This window comes from Marinobacter sp. ELB17, assembly GCF_000169375.1.
GTDB lineage: Bacteria > Pseudomonadota > Gammaproteobacteria > Pseudomonadales > Oleiphilaceae > Marinobacter.
Map to the genome: position 1 here is coordinate 317,180 of NZ_AAXY01000002.1, position 20,589 is coordinate 337,768.

Consider the following 20,589-nt stretch of genomic DNA (forward strand, 5'->3'; position numbering starts at 1 on the left):
ACTCTTTCACTTAGATATTCGCTCACTCAAGTGCTCTCTAACGTAAATATTTACTGATTCAAATGTTTTTAGCCTGTCACTGACTCATCTCGGCGCAGATTTACCACCCCTGCTGCCAGCTTACCGAGCCCTCGCCTGCCAAGCTATGGCCTAAGGCGGCGACCAGTTGTTCGGCAAGCTGCTGCTCTGTTTGTGCAAATGTGGCGTGCTGCGCAAAGTCCTGAACCTGGCACATGGCCATACCGGCATAGCCGCACGGGTTGATTCGCGCGAAGGGCTCCATATCCATGGCAACATTCAGCGCCAGGCCGTGGAATGAGCAACCGCGTCGTACACGCAAACCCAGCGACGCGATTTTCGCGCCATCCACATACACCCCCGGCGCACCGGCTCGCGGCGCGGCGCTGATACCCAAAGGTGCAAGAGTGTTTACGATGGACTGTTCAATATGGCTGACCAGCGCGCGAATACCCAGAGCACTGCGAGTTAAATCAATCAGCAGATAAATAACCAGTTGGCCGGGGCCGTGGTATGTCACTTGGCCACCGCGGTCTACCTGAACTACCGGTATATCACCAGGCGCCAGAATATGCTCGGCCTTACCGGCCTGGCCTTGGGTATAAACCGCCGGGTGCTGTAGACACCAGAGCTCGTCAGCGCTGTTTTTGTCGCGGCTGGCGGTAAATGCCTGCATAGCATGCCAGGTTTCCAGGTAGGGCTGTTGGCCCAAAGAGCGCACAATCAGATGGTTCACGGTTAAAGCACCATGTGCACGCGACCGCTGGCTTTGAGCTCGTTAAACAGCGCCTGCAGTTGTGGCTCTCCGGTTGCAACCATGGTCAGCCGCACCGAACAGAAACGGCCGTTACGGCTGTCGTTTACGGTCACGCTACTACCATCTAGCCTCGGTGCATGGCGTTCAACCACTGCCAGCACAAACTCCCTGAAATCCGGAGCTGCATTACCAATCACCTTGATCGCATAATCGCAGGGAAATTCGATTTTTGGTGCTTTTTCGTCACTCATCTTACTGTCCGGCTATGGGGTTATGACTTACTGGAGCAATTGCACAAAAAACAGCTTTACCGCGTCCCAGATACGCTTGAGAAACCCACCCTCAGGCACATCTACCAGCGCCAGCACGGGCTGGTCTACCAGCACCTCACCCTGATACGAAACCTTGATGCGGCCCAACTCATCGCCAGCGCTGACCGGCGCTTTAACTACGGAGTCAAGGTCTATAACAGATTCCAGCTGATTGCGGGCGCCGCGGGAAATGGTGACATAAACATCTTCAAACACCCCAACCGGCAATGTGTTGGCAGCACCACCCCAAACCGGTGACTTAATCAGCTCTTGGCCGGCGCTGAACAGGCGCTCGCTCTGATAGTAACGGAAGCCATAGTTCAGCATTTTCTGCACTTCTTGTGAGCGCGACTCCGCACTGCGAGCGCCCATTACCACCGCTATAAAACGGGTGTCATCGCGTTTTGCCGAAGCTACCAGACAATATCCGGCTTCTTCGGTATGGCCGGTTTTCAGCCCGTCTACGCTGTTGTCACGCCACAGCAAGCTGTTGCGATTTGGCTGGCGAATGTTGTTGAAGGTGAAGTGCTTTTCGGCGTAAATCGGATAGGTTTCGGGGTAATCGTTGATGGTGGCCTGGGCCAAAAGAGCCAAGTCTTGAGCGGTTGAATAGTGGTTGGGTGACGGCAATCCGGTGGCGTTCTCGAAATTGGTATTGGTCATGCCCAGAAGGTCAGCCTGCTGGTTCATGATGTCGACAAACGCGCCCTCGCTACCGGCAACAAATTCCGCCAAGGCCACCGAGGCGTCGTTACCGGACTGAATCACTACCCCACGTAACAAATCTTCTACCGTTACACTGGTGCCTTCACGCACAAAGGTGCGGGAACCTCCGGTTTGCCAGGCAGTAACGCTGATCGGCACCATGTCGCCCATGGCAATACGGCCCTCATCCAGCTCGCGCTCAACAATGTACGCGGTCATCATTTTAGTCAGGCTGGCGGGCGGCAGGCGCTCACTGCTGTTGTTTTCCATAATGACCTGCCCGCTTTTGGGCTCCATCAACACGTAGGAACTGCCGGCAATCTGCGGCGGCGCCGGTATCAGTACGGTCTGGGCCAGAGCGTTGCCGGCGACGACCAGCAGCAGTGTGTACACAAAAAAAGCAGAACGGAACAGAGATATAAAAGCCATGGTTTTTTTCATTTATCAGTCAGTGTATGGATCGGGTTTACCGGCGACTCTTCAGCGTGGCTCTTCTGCTTGGATCAGCCAGCGCGAATCGGTCAGCGAGAGTCCGTCAACGAGAGTCCGTCAGCAAAATGGTTTGATAGAAGCCGTAGGTCTGCAGCAACTGTTGGGCTTGCAGGGCGCTCTGTTCATTGTTGAAGGGGCCAGCCTGAACGCGGTGAAAACGCCCGCTACCGGTGTCGGCCACCTTAACCCGCATGGGTGTCTGCACCTGGTTTTGAACTTTCCGTACCAGATTTTCGGCCGCAACGTTGCTGGAAAATGACGCCAATTGCACAAATACGCCCTGCGCGGCAGGCGCAACCGCTGTTGCGCTATCCGGACGTTCTGCCGCGGACAGCTCCGCCGCCACCAAAGGCTCGCGCTTGGGTTCTGGCCTGGGTGCTGAATAGCCCGTCGGCTTTTGCGCAGCTAATACTTGAGCCCTGGCGGCTCCACCAAACGGTTTATTGACCACAAACATGGCGCCGTCCGGGCTCACCGTTATCGCCGCTACCTCTACCTGTGCAACACCCTGGCCCTGGTAGCCCAGTCGTTTGGCCGCAGCGTAGGATAAATCAATCATCCGGTCGCCATGAAAGGGCCCGCGGTCATTTACCCGCACAATCACCGAGCGGCCGTTGGCAAGGTTGGTCACCCGCGCGTAACTGGGAATGCGCAGTGATTTGTGGGCAGCGGTCATCTGGTACATATCGAACACTTCGCCGTTAGAGGTTTTGTGGCCGTGAAACTTTTCACCGTACCAGCTTGCCATACCCTCGGCCACGTAACCGTTGTTATCGTCCATCACGCTGTATTTTTTGCCCCACACGGTGTAAGGCGATTTGTTGCCCGCCCGCCGCGGCTCTTCAAAGCGCGGTTGCGCATCTTTTAGCCCGGAGGCGTCAAAGTTGCCGTCAGGCGCGCGATCCTGGCGGATCGTATAACGGCCGGAATGGTCTTTTTCCGGGGGCGCAGCAGCACAGCCGACCAGCATGGCCAGAGCCCCCGCCAACACAACCCACAGGGCAGACTTGATGATCACAGTGGGATATCCCCCATAATTGGAAACCGCAAAAGCGGGCAGAGCCCCATTCTAACGGCTGCGGCTGGTACTACACCATTACCGAGCAGCCATGGTTGCGCTCCGGAACTGTTCACGAACAGATCATACGGCGGTGGGTGTGAATCGACATCAACACCCCGAAGGCGGCCATAAGGGTAACCCCGGAGGTACCGCCGTAACTGACCAGGGGCAGCGGCACGCCCACCACAGGCAACATACCGCTGACCATACCAATATTGACAAAAATATAGATGAAAAACGTCATGGTCAATGCACCTGCCAGCAAGCGACTAAAAGAATCCTGGGCAGAAACTGCAATGTGAAGGCAGCGCAGAATAATCAGAAAATACACGGTTAGCAAAACCAGCATGCCGACAAAGCCAAACTCTTCAGCCAGCACCGCCACAATGAAGTCGGTGTGACTTTCGGGCAGAAATTCCAGATGCGACTGGGTGCCGTGCAGCCAGCCCTTGCCATCGTAGCCACCGGAACCTATAGCGGTTTTAGACTGGATGATATTCCAGCCTGCCCCCAGCGGGTCACTTTGCGGGTCCAGCATGGTCAGCACCCGCTGTTTTTGGTAATCGCGCATGCCATACATCCACATCACCGGCGCCGACACCGATACCAACGCAAAAAATGCCGCAATGAGCTTCCAGCTGATACCGGCAAAAAACACCACGAAAATACCCGCCATGCCGACCAGCAGGGAGGTGCCCAAATCAGGCTGTTTGACGATCATCGCCATAGGCACCAACACAATGGCCATACCCACCGCCAGATGACGCAAACCTGGCGGCAGATAGTGACGCGACAGATACCAGGCGGCCATCATCGGCACCACCAGCTTCATGTATTCCGAAGGCTGGAACCTGGGCAAGCCGGGAACCGCCAGCCAGCGCTGAGCGCCCTTGGCACCAACACCCACCAGCAGCACAGCCACAAGCGCCACCAGGCCGAGGGTGTAAAACAGCGGTGCCCAGCGGCGAAACACGGCGGGGTCAAGCTGGGCCAGCACGACCATTACGACGAAGGCAATTCCCAGACGAATACCCTGAGCCTTGACAACGTCTATATTACGGTCGGCACCGCTGTAAAGCACAAAAAGGCCGCCACCCATCAATATCAGCAGCAACACCAGAAGAATGGGGTCCAGATGCACCATAGCCCAGAAACCGCGGGGGTTCCCCAAGGAGCTGCTGTCGGTGCCGTGTAATATATCCCGATTGGCCATCAGCGAGGGCCCTCAACATTGGCGATGTCTGCGGCGGCGCTGCCATCTCTATCACCCCCGCCTTCGCCGAATTCCAACAGCCAGGCGTCAAACAGGGCGCGCGCCATCGGCGCAGCGGTACTGCTGCCGCCACCGCCGTTTTCCACAATCACCGACACAGCAATCTGAGGATTATCTACCGGCGCAAAACCAACAAACAGCGCGTGATCACGCAGCCGCTCTTTCACTTCCTCCGCATCGTACTCTTCATCTTCAGCTAAGGAAAAAACCTGAGCCGTGCCGGTTTTACCGGCCATTCGGTAGCTGGCGTTTGCGCCAGCGGCTCGGGCAGTTCCGCGCGCACCATGCATCACATCGGCCATGGCCTCCACTACAAACTCCCAGTTATCCGGATTCTTTAGCGTTAACGGTGCGTGATTTTGCTCCGGCAAAAAACTCGTGAGATCGTTGTTGCCGTCAATACTTTTTAGCAGCCGCGGCTCTACCCAATAACCACGGTCGGCAATCAACGCTGTTGCCGTTGCCAGCTGCAAGGGCGTGGCCAACATAAAACCTTGGCCAATACCCAGATTAACCGTGTCACCGGGGTACCAGGGCTCCTGGCGTGCGCCCTGCTTCCATTCCTTCGACGGCAGCAGGCCACTCAACGCCCCCGCCACGTCCAGGGCGGCGTCTTCACCGAATCCAAATCGAGAAAGATAGTGGTGAATGGTATCAACCCCCATGTCCACCGCGATTTCGTAAAAATACACATCGCAGGATTGGGTTATGGCCAGGTTAAGGTCAACCCACCCGTGCCCTGAGCGTTTCCAGTCTCGATAGCGCCGTCCAGACGAGTTAAACTGAAAATAACCCGGATCCCACACCCGGCGTGTGTGATTTGTTGCACCGCTATCCAGTGCCGCAATCGCCAGCATCGGTTTCAGAGTAGAGCCAGGGGGGTACTGCCCACGAAGGGCGCGGTTGAACAAAGGTTTATCGCGGCTTTCACTCAGTTCGCGATAGTCTTCTACGCTGATGCCGGTCACAAACTGGTTGGCGTCAAACCCCGGCACACTGGCCAACGCCAGAATGCCGCCTGTTGCCGGTTCAATCGCCACAATGGCTCCGCGCCGACCGTCAAGCAGCTTGTGGGCCAGCTTCTGTAAGCGCAAATCCAGATGCAGCTGAATATTTTCACCGGGCACCGGATTTTTGCGCTCCAACACCCTAAGGGTGCGGCCACGAGCGTTAGTTTCAACATGCTGGTAGCCAACCTTGCCGTGCAGCTGCTGCTCGTAAAAACGCTCAATTCCAGATTTTCCGATGTAATTAGTACCGGCGTAGTTAACCGGATCAATACGCTGCAACTCACTTTGATTAATGCGCCCCACGAAGCCCAAGGCATGGGCGGTAAACTCGCTGTAGGGGTAGTAGCGCACCAGCTCGGCCTGCACTTCTACGCCCGGTAACTCATGGCGCAGCACCGCTAGCCGGGCGATTTCTTCTTCATTAAGATCATAACGCAGAGGCAATTCCTGAAACGGACGGCGGCGCTCTTTCAAGCGGCGCTGAAAGCGCTCAAGGTCTTCATCGGAAATGGACAGAATGGTTTGCAAGCGCGCCAGGGTAGCGCTCATATCAGTAATGCGCTCGGGCACCAGAGTCACGCTGAACACCGGGCGATTTTCCGCCAGTAGCACGCGATTGCGATCGTATACCAAACCCCGAGGCGGTGGCACTGACTGCACCTGAACCCGATTTTTGTCTGACAGCGTGGTGTAGATCTCGTGTTCTACTACTTGCAACTGATACAGGCGCGCAATCAATGCTCCCATTAGCAACATCACAAAAATCAGCATGACCAGAGTGCGGCGCTGGAACAAACGACGTTCAGCGGCTATGTTCTTGAATTCACCCCAAGGCATGAAGCACTCCCATCGTGCACCTTACGCCCTGTGGTAAGGATGATTGCGGGTAATGGACCAGGCTCGATACAGCTGCTCCGCTAACACAATGCGTACCAGCGGGTGAGGCAGCGTCAGCGGCGACAAAGACCATTGCTGGTCGGCTCGCTGGCGACAGGCGTTAGCGAGCCCGTCCGGCCCGCCCACCAAAAAATTGACGTTGCGGCCATCCTGTTGCCAGTTTTCCAGTTGCGCAGCCAGTTTTTCTGTCGACCAAGGCCGTCCGCCCACTTCCAGCGCTACCACCCGGTCTTTCGGTTGGGTAGCGGCAAGAATGGCATCGCTTTCGCGCTGCATGAGTCTGGGGATGTCCGGGTTTTTACCCCGGTGTGCCATGGCGATTTCGACCAGTTCCAGAGATAACTCCGGCGGCATGCGGCGAGCGTAATCCAGATAACCGGCGCTGACCCAGTCGGGCATTTTTTGCCCCACGCAGATCAGACGTAAACGCATGGTTATTCGCCGCCCGCGAGACCAAAATCAGGTGCAGGGGCGTCACGCCAAAATCGTTCCAAGTCGTAAAATTCGCGGGCCGCCGGCATCATTACATGCACCACAACGTCACCCAAATCCACCAGTATCCAGTCGCTACCGCCTGCGCCTTCTATATGATCAACCCGAACACCCTGCTCTTTCGCGTCAACGACGACCGAATTGGCCAACGCTTTCAAGTGTCGGTTGGACGTGCCAGACGCCAAAACCATGAAGTCGGTGACACCGGTGCGCTCGCGCACATCAATGACACTTAAATCCTGGGCTTTTACATCTTCCAGCGCGTTTATTACCAGATCTTTCAGTTGTTCGGCCTGCATAATCACCCTGTTGCCCGGGCTCTGGCCAGAATGGCCGCCCGAAAAGTCGTTATTACGCGATTGTAGCACTAAAGTTCCACCGCAGGGCAGGCACCATAGAGCCCTTGCCGGTGAATTTCTGCCAGCGCCTGCCAAGGCAGCAGGTAGCGCGCGGAATGACCCTCCGCCAGACGCTGACGAATGGCGGTCGCGGAAATATCCAGCAAGGGCGGCGCAAACATTACAATTCGGCCACAAGGCGAGCTTTTAAGCTCATTGCCGTGTTCGACGTAATGCTTCGACAGCAAAAAGGCGGGCACGCCCTGTGGGTTTAGCGCCGGCCCGGGGCGGTTGACCACCACAATATGCGCCAATGCCAGAATTTCCTGCCACTGGCGCCAGCGATCAAAACCGGCAAACGCATCGGTACCCAAGGCCATCACCAGTGGGCAATCCGGGCCCAATTCGGCGCGCAGTTGGCGCAGGGTGTCCGCGGTAAAGGATTTGCCGCCGCGGTCCAACTCGCGCGAGTCAATCGCCAACGCCGGCTCGCCCGCAATCGCCAGTTGCAAAAGCCGGAGTCGCTGGTCGGCGGTTGCGCCTGTCGCGCCACGGTGCGGGGGAGTGTAGCTGGGCACCAGGTGCACCTGGGCCACTCCCAGATAATCCTTAACCTCGAGGCCTAGTCGCAGGTGGCCGTGGTGCACTGGGTCAAAGGTTCCACCATAAATTACATGCATGCGCTAAACCCGGATATGGCCGTCACCGAACACCACGTACTTCTGCGACGTCAGGCCCTCCAGCCCCACTGGCCCGCGGGCGTGAATTTTGTCAGTGGAAATTCCGATTTCCGCGCCCAGACCGTATTCAAAACCATCGGCAAAGCGGGTGGAGGCATTCACCATCACCGAGCTGGAATCCACTTCGGTAAGAAAGCGCCGGGCGCGGGTGTAATTTTCGGTAATAATGCTGTCAGTATGCCGGGAGCTGAACTGACTGATATGAGCAATAGCGCCGTCCAGACCGTCCACTATCTTTACCGCAAGAATAGGGGCCAGGTATTCTGCTTCCCAGTCGGCTTCTGTCGCCGGCGTCATCTCGCTGACAATCTCCCGACTGCGCTCGCAGCCGCGCAGTTCTACACCTTTTTCTACGAACGCAGCGTTCAGCAGCGGTAGTATATCGGCGGCGATTTCCTCATCCACCAGCAGAGTTTCCATGGTATTACAGGTGCCGTAACGTTGGGTTTTGGCGTTCACGGCCACCGCCAGCGCCTTTTCAGGATCGGCGTGACTGTCGATATAAACGTGACATACGCCATCAAGGTGCTTGATAACCGGAACCCGGGCGTCACGGCTAACGCGCTCAATCAGGCTTTTGCCACCGCGCGGTACGATAACGTCAACGTACTGCGGCATAGTGATCAGCTCGCCCACTGCGGCGCGATCGGCGGTGGCAATAATCTGAACGGCCGTTTCCGGCAGACCGGCTTGAGCCAAACCACTGGAAATACAGCGCGCAATCGCCTGATTGGAGTGAATGGATTCAGAACCGCCGCGCAATATCGCGGCGTTACCAGACTTCAGACAAAGGCTGGCCGCTTCAACAGTCACATTCGGGCGTGACTCATAGATAATCCCGATAACGCCCAGCGGCACACGCATTTTACCGACCTGAATGCCCGAAGGCCTATAGACCATGTCGGTTATTACGCCAATTGGGTCTGCCAGACCAGCCACCTGCAGTAGCCCTTCAATCATGGCGTCTACCCGCGCCGGCGTCAGTTCCAAACGGTCCAGCATAGCGCTATCGAGGCCACTGGCCTTGGCCGCAGAAAGATCCTGTTGATTGGCCTCTGCCAGTTCGTCGCGGGCGGCGTCCAGGGCCTGAGCCATAGCCAGCAGCGCCTGATTACGAACCGCTGTGGTTGATCGGGCAACGTGTTTCGCTGCTGCACGGGCCTGGGCACCCACCTCATTCATGTATGCTGCAATGTCCATCCGCTTGTTACCTTTGAATCCTGATGTCGCAAGAGCCATAACTTTACCTGTCTGCATTCAAGTACGCACCCCAAACAACTAGTATACTCGTGCCTTGAACTCCGAAAACCAGTTGCCACTATAAAGGAACACGAACATGGCCACGATGGCCGGCTCTGTGCTGTTAAAACCCCTTGCCCACAGCGCCTTCATTGGTGCTGCAGTTATGGCTGCGCTCAGTGTGCTGGCAAGTGAACCACTGTTAGCCGCCTGCGCTGCAACGATTGCCGGCATTGTGGTGTGCAGCCCGACGTTCCACAAACGCCATGGTGCCGCGCCTTGGCCTGCCCTGCGCGCCGGATTTTTTATTATTCTGGTGCTTTTGATGGCCACTGCCGCATTAACAGACCGGTGGTTTATGAGTTACTGGCTCTACGGCCTGCCACTGTTGGCCTATGTTGCAGTGCCGTGGCGCGGGGCGTGGATTGCCATTGTTGCGGTTGTCGCCATCGCCATGTTTATGGTGTATCAAGCCAGCGGCATTGCCCAACGCCATCAGATGATCGGCGCTTTTTTTCTGACCCTGCTCCTCAGCCTGATACTGGCATTTCTGCTGGAGTTCAAACGCCGCCAGCTAATGCCCCTGCGCCGCACCGACGAGCTCACCAACGCCGCCAGCCAGCAACATCTGACCTCCGATTTAAATAAAGAGATTCAACGCAGCGAGCGTGAAGGCACAACCCTGTCAGTCATCATGTTGGCATTAAAAACCAGCAACGATGCAGAGCCGGCGGGCGCCGATTTGCGTTCGATTCTGCCGCAAATCGGGCGCTATTTGCACAGCCACATCCGCGACTTTGATGCTTATTATCGCGTTGCAGATCTTCAGTTCCTGATCATTCTTCCCGGTATTACCAGCCCCCAGGCCTCGCGGCAGGCTGAGGCTCTGCAGCGCGGCGTGCAACAACTGTTACACAGTCACCAACTGACAATGACACTCAGCACCGGCGCCGCCGGGCTCAACATCGGCGATGACGCCAACAGCCTGCAACACAGCGTTACAGGCGCGTTGCGCAGAGCCCAGCAACACGCCAGTAATAACAGCCACACCTTCAACGGGCGTAACCAGGAGCCAAAGGCATGACCGAAACCCGGCTGCGCACCCGCACCCATGGCATAGCGTATCTGCTAACCGCCCTATTCTTGCTGATGCTGGGCCTGCTAAATCTGCGTTACGGCTTTTACGGGCTGTTTTTTGTCGCTCTAGCCATGGCTGTGTTGGCCGGATCAGGCCTGGCCTACACCATTATGAACAGGCGCCAGCAATTGACCGCAAAAGGTCATTTTATTGTGCTGTGCACCCTCAATGGCGCCGTGCTGGCGACCAGCGCTGCTAGTCAGAGCCAGGCTGCCAGCCACTGGGCAATGCCTTTGTTAGCGCTGAACTTGCTCATTCTGCCGGCGCGCGAAGGCCTGGGCCTGTCGCTGTTATTGCTGGTACTGATGACACTGCTGTTAATGCTGAAAGCCGGCACCACAGAAGCTCTGGCGGCTTTCGGTGGCATGGCCATGCTACTTGGAACCGGCGCGCTGGCAGTGCGGCGCTACAGTACCATGGCGCAATCTGCGAATGACCTGACCATTATCGATCCGTTGACGGGAGCTCACCACGGCCGGTTTCTTGACGAAAACCTGCAACAGGAAATCAGCCGAGCCAAGGCAACAGGACATCCATTGTCGGTGATTGCTCTGGATATAGATCACGCTGATGAGGTGGCGACCCTGCATGGCAACGACACTCTGACTGCCTTGCAGCGGCAAATTATTCAGCAGCTGTTCGAAATCATTCGCGCCGGCGATACTCTTTATACCCTTAGCCAATCGACTCTATTCCTGATATTGCCATTCACCCCAGAGGAAGGAGCGCGAGTAATCGCCGAGCGCATTCGTCGCACGATCGCCGAACGGCAATGGCTGCCGGTCGAAAGCAGCAGCGTCAGTGTAGGCTGCACCACATGCCTGTCCGCTGATAGCGAAAGCAACGCTTTGATAGACAGGGCCCATAACGGCGCTAGTCAAGCCCGTAAAACGGGCGGCAACAGTGTACGGTTTGCGCCCGGATCCGTAGCCTTATAATGCCGGGCTGGCTGGGTGAGCTTAGCGCTTTAGTGGCTGCAAATCCGGGCTGGTTGAGCGCCGCGCTGTTTGCCACTGCCCTGGTGGAGTCGCTGGCGGTTGCCGGTCTACTGGTGCCCGGCGTGGCCATTCTGTTTGCGTTGACTGCCTTGGCCGGACAGACCGGTATGGCGCTGGGCGAGGCCCTATTCTGGGTGTTTTTTGGCGCCATTGTCGGCGATACCCTGAGCTTTGCCCTGGGGCGCCTGCTGACCGGAAGGCTTAATAACGTTTGGCCCATGAGCCGCTACCCGGCCATCGTGGCCCGCGGAGAGGCCTTTTTTTACCGGCACGGCGCCTTTAGTATTGTGGCGGGGCGCTTTATTGGCCCGATCAGGCCCATCATTCCCCTGGTTGCTGGTGCGCTTTGGATGCCTTGGCACCGCTTTGTTGTCTTCAATATCAGCTCGGCTATTGCATGGGCACCCGTTTATGTATTGCCGGGATTTCTAGTAGGCAGCGCGCTTACGTCGGAGTTAAGGCCACCGCCCCACGTCTATGCCGTTAGCTTGGTCAGTGTGGGGGTTCTGTTGCTGGTGTATCTGGTGTTATTTCGCGCACACCTGGGCCTGACGGGCCGCGGCCGTGTGTACCAGTATCTGGAGCAAGTGATGCAAAACTACCGTGCCAGCCATCGATTCTGGCATCTGTACAGCAAGCAACGCCCTACTAACCAGGGCGAGTTTCCGCTGGCATCTCTTATGCTGGGTCTGGGCAGCGCCAGTCTGTTTGTGTTGTGGGGCCAGCTTGCGGTATTTACCGATGTTCTGCGGCCTTTTGATCAAGCAGTACTAGAATGGTTTACGGCCTGGCGCCAACCGCTGCTAGACATACCCGCTGTTGCGATTACCTCGTTAAGCGACCCGGCGATTTTACTGATAGCCACCGCGCTTGCTTGCCTGGCCTTGACCTTTCGCGGTTTTTACGCCGGCGCACTGCATTGCCTGGCCGCCGGCGTGCTGACCACTGTTCTGGTGTGGGCACTGAAAAACGGTTTTGCTGCAGCACGACCGGAAATAGTATTTGCACCGCCGCAATCCGGTTCGTTTCCCAGCGGCCATACCGCCGGCATTACGGTGCTGGTAACCCTTGCGGCTGGTTTTATTGCAGCCGAAGCCGACGCCCGCAAACGATGGCAGATATATACGCTGGCATCGCTGCCGCTGCTTCCGGTGGCGTTAAGTCGGCTTTATCTGGGTGTGCACTGGTTTAGCGATATTGTGGGTGGCTTGTTGCTGGGACTGGCGGTCACTGGTTTAGTACGCGCAAGCTACAGTCGTTATGACCGCATCGCGCTCTATCCAGACAGCACAACCGCTGCGGCTTTCACGGCCTGGTTAGTATTTTGCGGAGGCTATCTTTATTTGCGCTGGCCCCAAGCGCTGGCCGACTACGCGCCGGCCATCAGCTGAGTGAGCCTAACGAATGGCCAGCAGCTGTTTGACTTCATCCACACGACTGCGGGCGCGGGTTAACAGATCCAGGCTGCGCGACGCATTCAGCTCAAGCCCGCCCAGACGACTGTAAGCAGGCAACTGATCAAAACGTGGCAACCCCTCGCTCTGGCCAGAACCAATCATGGCGTGCATTTGCGCCACAATCACTATGTCTACCAGCTGCGGTTGCGGCTGATCGCTGGCATAGCCCCAGTCTTGGGCGTGGCGGGTCGCTTCTAAAAACGGTGCAGGAAACGCCCAGTTTTCCAGCACCCCGGTACCAGTATCTGCGCGCAGCTCTGCGATGACCGCCAATAAGCGATCTTCGTCGTTAAACAAATGGGGATAATGCTCTGTGTGCACCAATATTGGCACCACGCCAATGTCGTGCAGCAACCCGGCTAACATGGCCTCTTCCGGGTTGACTTTGGTCGCCTCATCAGCCAGCACCCAGCACAGCGCTGCCATTTCGCGAGAGTGCTGCCATAAACGCTCCATGTGTTTCTTCAGCAACGGCTGACGGCTCTTAAACACGTCACGCATGGCGAATACGGTCACCAGCTGGCGGGTTGTCTTCAGACCCAGACGCACCACTGTCTCGCGTACATTGCGGACATCGTTAAAACCGCGATAAAGAGGGCTATTGCAGGCTCGCACCAGCTTTGCAGACATCGCCGGATCTGCCGATATAGCCATAGCAACCTGATCTACCCCGGCATCCTCTCGGTCTACCAGACGCCGCACTTTCCAGGCTACATCCGGCACGCTGGGCAGCTGAACCTGATTCGAGCGCAGCTCGGAATGGAATTCCATCAACAGTTGCTGCTGTTCGCTGCTGACTTGGTCGCCATCACTGGCTTGCATTTCCACCTGGTTCATAGGTGCCCGCCCCAGCATCTGCGCCAAGACATCCTGGGCAATCACCAAAAATTCACAAGGCTTGACCGCTCTTACGTCATACATGCGCGGCTGCAGACGGGCGATGGGGTTCTGCGCGCGCTCGCTGCCGGCAGCAATGCGGCCTTGGCGGCCGTCTTCGGACGTCAGCTCTACTTCGCCGGCCAACAGAAAAAACTCTTGGCCGTCACAAGCACCGCGTTTCATGATGCCTTTACCCGCTTTAAACACACAGCGTTCAGCTCGGCTGGCCAGCAGCACAAGCTCATCATCGGTTAGCCTGTTCAAAGGCTGGAAAGCTTTCAGCTGGCGAAGTGACAGGCTTTCCTGACCTTCCATGAAGGTACTCCTCTGGCGCGTAATTTATAAATAAAGGCCGTGTTGACTCAAAGTGTAGTCAGCGGTGCGCAAAACAACCATGTACAAACGGTTGAACCCGGCATTCATTAGCCGCGAAAATCGATTATTTCAGCCCGCCCTGAAAGCTTAAGCAGTGCCCCAGCGGCTAGCGGAGCTTGGTGTTATCCGTTTCTAAGGGCGTATCAGCCTTGCCTGAATCTTTAGCCTCGCCGCCGCGTAACCACGCTTGGGTAATCGGCGATTCGTGGCTGAACTCGCGAATAAAAATACCCCAAAAAGCGTTAAACAGCGCCGCCACCAAAGGGCCCATAACAAAGCCGTTGATACCAAACATGGCAAGGCCGCCAAGGGTAGACAGCAACACAATGTAATCTGGCAGTTTGGTGTCGCGCCCAACCAGAATCGGGCGTAAAACGTTATCGGCAAGACCAATCACCACAACACCGAAGGCGGTCAATATCAGCGCCTGAACTACATCGCCTACCGCGGCCAAGTAAATAGCGGCAGGCACCCACACCAGTGCCGCACCCACCGCAGGTAACAACGACACAATGGCCATCACCACACCCCAAAGAAGCGCGCCCTCAATACCCAGAATCCAAAAAATCAGGCCGCCCATGGCACCCTGGATAATAGCAATCAGCAGATTTCCTTTTACCGTCGCCCGGGTAACTTCGGCAAACTTGGCAAACAGGAGGCGCTCACGTTCGTCTCCCAGCGGCAGGGCGCGGATCAGAAGCTCCACCAGACTTACGCCATCGCGCAGTAGAAAGAACGCCAGATACACCATCAATGCCAGACCAAGAAAAAACTGGAACGTATTCTGACCCAGACCTAACGCCTGCTTACCCAGAAACTGACTACCGCTAACCACCAGATTAACGGTGCGATCACGCAGCTCAGAGAAACTAATGTCAAACTGCGCCAGAAAAGACTGAATGGCCGGGAACGACTGATTCACCTGATCGATATATTCGCCGGGGCGCACGTCGCCGGTCTGAATTTTCTGATACAGGCCGATGCCCTCTGCTACTAGGGAAGCCACCAACAACAATACGGGAATGACCACAATCACCATGCACAGAAACAGGGTAATCAAGGCGTTGGTGTTGGGCCGGTCGCCAAAGCGCCGGGCCAGTTTCAGCTGAACCGGATGAAAAATCAGGGCAATGGCCACCGCCCAGAATATCGGCCCGAAAAAAGGTTTCATCAGCAATATAAAGGCGACTGAGACCCCGACCAGCATGGCCAAAAAGGCGCGTGTTTCAAGTTTTGCGTACATAGTGATCCTAACTCTCCTTGTTGCGGACCTAAGCCTACCACGGCACCATAGGCGCAGGGATAGCTAGCAGTTTGTCGTGATTTATTAAAAAATTATCATTATTGCGAGCCGAATCAGTGCAAGTAAACACATTTACCGAAGACACAGCGCTCGACGCCGCTGTTAAATTGCAGCGAGTGCTGGCAGCGCGCACTCACCGCCGCACATTACTGGGGCAAGAAGTGACAGTGCCCGGCCAGCTGGGTGCCGCGCTAAACCTGCCTCGCACCGTTAGCCGACTGCAAAGTAGGCAGGCCCGCCTGCGTGAGCAGGGCCTGGAAGATTTCCAGCAGCTTTGGGTTACCCTGTCGATACAAACACGCGATAAAGTATTACGGGCCATGGGCTGGTACAGACCACAGGAATTGAGCTGGGACGACAAACGTTCAAATCGTCACCCTGAGCCTGATAAGGGCGCCTAACGCCCCTTTTTGACATCCGCGGACAACTACCTACGGGCCAGCACTCATTTTTGCATATTAAAGCAGCAACAAAACCGGTATAATCCGATCCCATCACGCATTGCACGTCAATGCTTTACCTTTCGAATTCCGAGTACATCAATGTCTGAATTGTCTTTTGCCGAACTGGGGCTTAATCCTGCCGTTCTTGAAGCGGTGACCGCCGTTGGCTATGAAACCCCCACACCAATACAGGCGCAATCTATTCCTGCGCTATTGTCTGGCCGCCATTTGCTGGGTGTAGCCCAGACCGGCACCGGTAAAACCGCCGCCTTTGCTTTGCCACTGCTGAGCCGGGTGGACCCAAACGTCAACGCGCCGCAGATTCTGGTTCTGGCACCTACCCGCGAACTGGCCATTCAGGTGGCCGAGGCATTTTCCACCTATGCCAGCAAGCTCCCTAATTTTCATGTGCTGCCGATTTATGGCGGTCAAGACTTTTTCCCGCAGATTAAAGGCTTGCGCCGCGGAGCTCACGTTATTGTTGGCACTCCTGGCCGGATGCTGGACCACCTGCGCAAAGGCACTCTGAAGCTGGATAACCTGAAAGCCCTGGTGCTGGACGAAGCCGACGAAATGCTACGCATGGGCTTTATTGATGACGTTGAAGCGATTCTGTCGAAAACCCCGGACAACTGTCAGCGCGCCCTGTTCTCGGCCACCATGCCGCCGCAAATCAAGAAGGTTGCTCAGACCTATCTGAAAGATGCGGTTGAAGTACGTATCGAAAGCGCAAGCCGCACGGTTGACGCTATCTCCCAGTACGTACTGCCGGTGTACGCTGAGCGCAAGCTTGATGCCCTGACCCGCATTCTGGAAGTGGAACCGTTTGATGCGTCGATCATCTTTGTGCGCACCAAGGCCGAAACCATCGTGTTGGCGGAAAAGCTGGCTGCTCGCGGCCACGCTGCAGCGCCCTTGAACGGCGATCTGAACCAACGTCAGCGCGAGCAGACGGTTGAAGACCTGAAGCGTGGCAAGAAAGACATCGTTGTAGCCACAGACGTTGCTGCCCGCGGTCTGGACGTACCGCGCATCACACACGTAATCAACTACGACGTACCTTACGACACCGAAGCATATATTCACCGCATTGGTCGTACTGGCCGTGCCGGTCGTGATGGTAAAGCCATTCTGTTGGTAACGCCCCGGGAGCGTAGCTGGCTGCGCACTCTGGAGCGCGCTACAAATGCGACCATGGAAGCCTATGAGTTGCCCTCGCCCGCGGCGCTGCAGAAGATGCGCGTAGATCAGTTTGAAAGCCAACTGGTCGGTTTTGCGGAAGATCGCAAACTGAGCAAAGCAATGGCGATGCTGGACGATATTGCCGAGCGCAACGAGATGGACATTACGATGGTTGCAGGCGCTCTGGCGTGCATGCTGGAAGCCACTCAACCAGGCTCGTTGCCGCTGGAGCAGCCGGAAGCTCTGCCGGCAGTATCAACCACGCAGCCAAATCGTGACCGCAAAGCCGGTCGCCCTGGCGAGTTCCGCAAGGGCCCGAAGCCTGGTAGCTACAATAAGCGTCCGGGTAGCGGCGCGCCAGGCGGCAAAGGCAAGTTTGCCGGCAAGCCCTCTGGCAAGCGCCCGCCGCGTCAGTCTGACGCCAAGCGCTGATACACTACGAAGCTGTAGTTGTAAGGGTTGTTATCGGACGCGGAGAAATCCTCCCGTCCGATTTCTTCCCACTCTTCCCAGTTCACTTCCGGAAAGTAAGCATCGCCCTCCACGTTCGCATGCACTAGGGTAATGTAAATACGATCCACCAGCGGTAGCGCCTCGGCGTAGATTTGCCCGCCGCCAATCACCATGACTTCTTCAATACCATCCAGTTCGGCCTGTGCTTCGGCTTTTTTTAGTGCTGCCTGCAAAGTTGTGGCTGCAGTGATGCCTGCCGGTGCCTGCCATTCTTCATTGCGTGAGATAACCACGTTCATACGTCCTGGTAAGGGGCGACCAATGGAATCCCATGTTTTTCGGCCCATGATGATGGGTTTGCCCATGGTGGCTTGTTTGAAGTATTTCAGGTCACCAGGTAGGTACCATGGCAACTTGTTGTTGCGGCCGATGACGCGATTTTGAGCCATGGCGACAATGAGTGCTTTTTGCATGGTGGTTTCCTTTTTTAACACGGAAAGCTGAAGATTAAATTTGAGGGGCTGCAAGGCTGCGATGTATAGCGGCTAAAAAACGCCTCGCTAACTCAACTATTAAATTGCAATCGGTGCTTTTATTCCGGGATATGGCTCGTAGCCTTTGAACGCAAAATCGTCCAGATTGTATTCGAAGATGGAGTTAGGCTTCCGCTTGATCACCAACTTTGGCAGCGCCCTTGGTTCACGTTTGAGTTGTTCAAATACGATGTCGTCAGTCAGGTGATTGCTGTATAGGTGGCAATCGCCAAAGGTGTGTACGAACTCGCCAACGTCGAGATCGCACTGCTGGGCAATCATGTGGGTGAGCAAGGCATAGGAGGCGATGTTGAAGGGTACGCCCAGGAACAGATCGGCACTGCGTTGGTAAAGCTGGCAGGAGAGTTTACCGTCGTTGACGTAGAACTGGAACAGGCAGTGACATGGCGCCAGTGCCATACGGCCCTGGCGCACATTGTCTTGAGGGCCGATGGATTCGTCGGGCAGTTCGGCCGGATTCCAGGCGGAGACAATCAGGCGGCGGGAATTGGGTTTTTGGCGAATCTGGTCGATCAGGTCGCTGATCTGGTCAATCACGCGGCCGTCTTGACACTGCCAGCTGCGCCATTGTTTGCCGTATATGGGGCCCAAATCACCGTTATCCAGAGCCCATTCATTCCAGATGTTGACTTTGCGTTCGGTCAGCCAGTTGTTGTCGGTGGAGCCCTGCAGGAACCACAGCAGTTCCTGGATGATGCTGCGCAGGTGAATCTTTTTTGTGGTTACCAGGGGGAAACCTTGCTGCAGATTGAAGCGAACCTGGCGGCCAAATACCGAGCGGGTGCCTACACCGGTGCGGTCACCACGGTTGCTGCCGTTGTCGACTATGTCTTGCATCAGGTCCAGGTAGGCTCTCATACGGCGTTTCTCCGGTAGGCTATAGTCATCAGAATCAGGCCAGCTATCACCATGGGTAATGACAGCACTTGCCCCATGGTAAGCCAGTTAAAAGCCAGATAGCCCAGCTGGGCGTCGGGCTCGCGCACGAATTCCACCGCAAAGCGAAACACGCCGTAGCAGATCAGAAACAGGCCAGATACGGCCATACGCGGCCTGGGTTTGGCCGAGAACCACCACAGTATGATGAAGAACAGCACGCCTTCGAGGGCGAACTGATAAAGCTGGGAGGGGTGTCGCGCCAAGGCGTCTGGCGCTTGCGGAAATACCATGCCCCAGGGCACATCCGTGGGTTTACCCCAGAGTTCGCCGTTGATGAAGTTGCCGATGCGCCCTGCCCCCAGGCCCACAGGCACCAGTGGCGCAACAAAATCGGTCATGCGCCAGAAGCCTGCGCCTATTTTACGACCGTACCACCACATGCCCAGCATGACACCCAGCAGGCCGCCGTGGAACGACATGCCGCCTTCCCACACCCGCAGCAGCCACAAAGGGTCCGCCAGGAACACGTCAAAGTTGTAAAAGATGACATAGCCAAAGCGGCCACCCAGAATAACTCCCAGCGCCAGGTAGAACAGCAGGTCACCTACCTGCTCTTCATTGACCGGCGACCAGGGTTTGCGGCTGCGTAGGCGCCCCAGCCACCAGCCGGCCGCAAAGCCGACCAGATAAGTCAGGCCATACCAGTGTATTTTCAGTGGCCCGATGGCAATGGCGACCGGGTCGATCTGCGGGTGTTGCAACATTGTAATCCCTTAACTTAGTAGAAAGCGGAGGCCGATCAGCACCAGCATAATGGCGAAGATGCGCCTCAATAGGGGCGCGTTAAGGCGGTGCGCCAGATTGGCACCCACACGGGCGAATAGCACGCTGGTCAGTATGACCCCGACCAGCGCCGGCAAATAGATGAAACCAAGGCTGTATGCCGGTAATTGTGGGTCACCCCAGCCGGTCCACAAGTTGCCCAGAGCTCCGGCTAGCGCTATGGGCAGGCCGCAGGCTGCGGAAATACCAATAGCGTGCTGCATCTTAATGTTGCAGCGACTTAAGTAGGGCACGGTTAATGTACCGCCACCAATTCCAAAGATGGCCGACACCCAGCCAATCACGACGCCTGCTGCCCTCAACCCTGTATTGCCAGGCACCGATCGACTTGGTTTTGGATCAAAGCCAAGCAACATTTTTACCGCAACCACAATCACAAATACGCCAATGATCAGCTCCAGCGCTGGCCCGCTAAGCAGTGATGCGGTCCAGGCACCGATTAAGGCACCAAATACGATGCCTATGGTCATTGCCCGGAAAATGTCCCAGCGAATTGCGCCATGGACATGATGTGAGCGTATCGAACTTAGCGAGGTGAACACGATAGTGGCCAGCGAGGTCCCCACTGCCATGTGGGCGGCGATATCGGGGCTAAAGCCTTGGGCACCAAAGCTGAAGATCAATACCGGCACAATAACCAGTCCGCCACCAATGCCAAACAAGCCGGCTAGACTGCCCGCCAGCGCCCCCAAGGCGAGGTACAGCGAAAAAAGCATGAAGAAAGACATTGCAGCGCACACCGCCGTTACATTT

General features: G+C 56.4%; 21 protein-coding genes. 5 read left to right on the plus strand and 16 right to left on the minus strand.

Translation table 11 applies throughout. The features are described from left to right. Positions 1-100: 100 nt before the first annotated feature. The 10 genes from lipB to MELB17_RS04330 form a co-directional block, all read right to left on the minus strand. On the minus strand, positions 101-754 hold the full coding sequence (lipB, locus tag MELB17_RS04285; RefSeq protein WP_007348913.1) for a lipoyl(octanoyl) transferase LipB: 654 nt from the start codon (positions 752-754) through the stop codon (positions 101-103). Positions 755-756: 2 nt separating this feature from the next. Then, positions 757-1,026 (minus strand): YbeD family protein, encoded by a 270-nt coding sequence (locus MELB17_RS04290; RefSeq protein WP_007348914.1) that lies wholly within the window; start codon positions 1,024-1,026, stop codon positions 757-759. A 27-nt stretch (positions 1,027-1,053) separates the two neighbouring features. Beyond that, complete coding sequence (locus tag MELB17_RS04295; protein WP_036183559.1) at positions 1,054-2,220, minus strand: D-alanyl-D-alanine carboxypeptidase family protein; 1,167 nt, start codon at positions 2,218-2,220, stop codon at positions 1,054-1,056. Between the two features lie 106 nt (positions 2,221-2,326). After that, a complete protein-coding gene (locus MELB17_RS04300) occupies positions 2,327-3,301 on the minus strand; it encodes a septal ring lytic transglycosylase RlpA family protein (protein WP_007348916.1) in 975 nt (324 codons plus the stop codon). 112 nt (positions 3,302-3,413) lie between these two features. After that, positions 3,414-4,556 (minus strand): rod shape-determining protein RodA, encoded by a 1,143-nt coding sequence (rodA, locus tag MELB17_RS04305; RefSeq protein ID WP_007348917.1) that lies wholly within the window; start codon positions 4,554-4,556, stop codon positions 3,414-3,416. Beyond that, positions 4,556-6,463 carry a penicillin-binding protein 2 gene (gene mrdA / locus MELB17_RS04310; RefSeq protein WP_007348918.1) on the minus strand — a complete coding sequence of 636 codons (1,908 nt, stop codon included), beginning with the start codon at positions 6,461-6,463 and terminating at the stop codon, positions 4,556-4,558. Before mrdA ends, rodA begins: the two co-directional genes overlap by 1 nt. 21 nt (positions 6,464-6,484) lie before the next feature. Then, positions 6,485-6,955, minus strand: a complete 471-nt coding sequence (gene rlmH / locus MELB17_RS04315; RefSeq protein WP_007348919.1) for a 23S rRNA (pseudouridine(1915)-N(3))-methyltransferase RlmH — start codon at positions 6,953-6,955, stop codon at positions 6,485-6,487. 2 nt (positions 6,956-6,957) lie between these two features. After that, a complete protein-coding gene (gene rsfS, locus MELB17_RS04320) occupies positions 6,958-7,314 on the minus strand; it encodes a ribosome silencing factor (protein WP_018404847.1) in 357 nt (118 codons plus the stop codon). 68 nt (positions 7,315-7,382) lie between these two features. Beyond that, on the minus strand, positions 7,383-8,033 hold the full coding sequence (nadD, locus tag MELB17_RS04325; RefSeq protein WP_007348921.1) for a nicotinate-nucleotide adenylyltransferase: 651 nt from the start codon (positions 8,031-8,033) through the stop codon (positions 7,383-7,385). Between the two features lie 3 nt (positions 8,034-8,036). Continuing rightward, complete coding sequence (locus tag MELB17_RS04330) at positions 8,037-9,293, minus strand: glutamate-5-semialdehyde dehydrogenase (RefSeq protein WP_007348922.1); 1,257 nt, start codon at positions 9,291-9,293, stop codon at positions 8,037-8,039. Positions 9,294-9,429: 136 nt separating this feature from the next. On the opposite strand from MELB17_RS04330, the gene MELB17_RS04335 reads away from it, so the two are divergent. From MELB17_RS04335 to MELB17_RS04345, 3 genes are read left to right on the plus strand one after another with little or no spacing between them, the layout of a single operon-like run. Continuing rightward, positions 9,430-10,416: a diguanylate cyclase domain-containing protein gene (locus MELB17_RS04335; RefSeq protein ID WP_007348923.1), complete on the plus strand. Its 987-nt coding sequence runs from the start codon at positions 9,430-9,432 to the stop codon at positions 10,414-10,416. Beyond that, the gene (locus MELB17_RS04340) at positions 10,413-11,408 is read left to right on the plus strand and encodes a GGDEF domain-containing protein (RefSeq protein WP_007348924.1); all 996 of its coding nucleotides are present in this window, start codon (positions 10,413-10,415) and stop codon (positions 11,406-11,408) included. Before MELB17_RS04335 ends, MELB17_RS04340 begins: the two co-directional genes overlap by 4 nt. Further along, positions 11,408-12,859, plus strand: coding sequence for a bifunctional DedA family/phosphatase PAP2 family protein (locus MELB17_RS04345; RefSeq protein ID WP_007348925.1), 1,452 nt, complete (start codon positions 11,408-11,410; stop codon positions 12,857-12,859). The genes MELB17_RS04340 and MELB17_RS04345 overlap by 1 nt, the downstream gene beginning before the upstream one ends. A 6-nt stretch (positions 12,860-12,865) precedes the next feature. Here the strand turns inward: MELB17_RS04345 and MELB17_RS04350 are convergent, their stop codons facing one another. After that, positions 12,866-14,119 (minus strand): HDOD domain-containing protein, encoded by a 1,254-nt coding sequence (locus MELB17_RS04350; RefSeq protein ID WP_007348926.1) that lies wholly within the window; start codon positions 14,117-14,119, stop codon positions 12,866-12,868. Positions 14,120-14,285: 166 nt separating this feature from the next. Further along, positions 14,286-15,422 (minus strand): AI-2E family transporter, encoded by a 1,137-nt coding sequence (locus tag MELB17_RS04355; protein ID WP_007348927.1) that lies wholly within the window; start codon positions 15,420-15,422, stop codon positions 14,286-14,288. Between the two features lie 116 nt (positions 15,423-15,538). On the opposite strand from MELB17_RS04355, the gene MELB17_RS04360 reads away from it, so the two are divergent. Together MELB17_RS04360 and MELB17_RS04365 are read left to right on the plus strand one after the other, a co-directional pair. Continuing rightward, positions 15,539-15,883, plus strand: a complete 345-nt coding sequence (locus MELB17_RS04360) for a hypothetical protein (protein ID WP_036183460.1) — start codon at positions 15,539-15,541, stop codon at positions 15,881-15,883. Positions 15,884-16,024: 141 nt separating this feature from the next. After that, positions 16,025-17,539: a DEAD/DEAH box helicase gene (locus MELB17_RS04365; protein ID WP_007348929.1), complete on the plus strand. Its 1,515-nt coding sequence runs from the start codon at positions 16,025-16,027 to the stop codon at positions 17,537-17,539. Here the strand turns inward: MELB17_RS04365 and MELB17_RS04370 are convergent. The 4 genes from MELB17_RS04370 to MELB17_RS04385 all read right to left on the minus strand — a co-directional run bounded on the left by MELB17_RS04370 (position 17,518) and on the right by MELB17_RS04385 (position 20,552). Beyond that, entirely contained in the window at positions 17,518-18,033 is a 516-nt protein-coding gene (locus MELB17_RS04370) for a dihydrofolate reductase (RefSeq protein WP_007348930.1), read from the minus strand. The two genes, MELB17_RS04365 and MELB17_RS04370, sit on opposite strands and share 22 nt — an antisense overlap. 99 nt (positions 18,034-18,132) lie before the next feature. Beyond that, positions 18,133-18,972: a thymidylate synthase gene (locus MELB17_RS04375; protein ID WP_007348931.1), complete on the minus strand. Its 840-nt coding sequence runs from the start codon at positions 18,970-18,972 to the stop codon at positions 18,133-18,135. Then, positions 18,969-19,757 (minus strand): prolipoprotein diacylglyceryl transferase, encoded by a 789-nt coding sequence (gene lgt, locus MELB17_RS04380; RefSeq protein ID WP_007348932.1) that lies wholly within the window; start codon positions 19,755-19,757, stop codon positions 18,969-18,971. Before lgt ends, MELB17_RS04375 begins: the two co-directional genes overlap by 4 nt. A gap of 9 nt (positions 19,758-19,766) precedes the next feature. Further along, complete coding sequence (locus MELB17_RS04385; protein WP_227498795.1) at positions 19,767-20,552, minus strand: sulfite exporter TauE/SafE family protein; 786 nt, start codon at positions 20,550-20,552, stop codon at positions 19,767-19,769. Positions 20,553-20,589 lie beyond the last annotated feature (37 nt).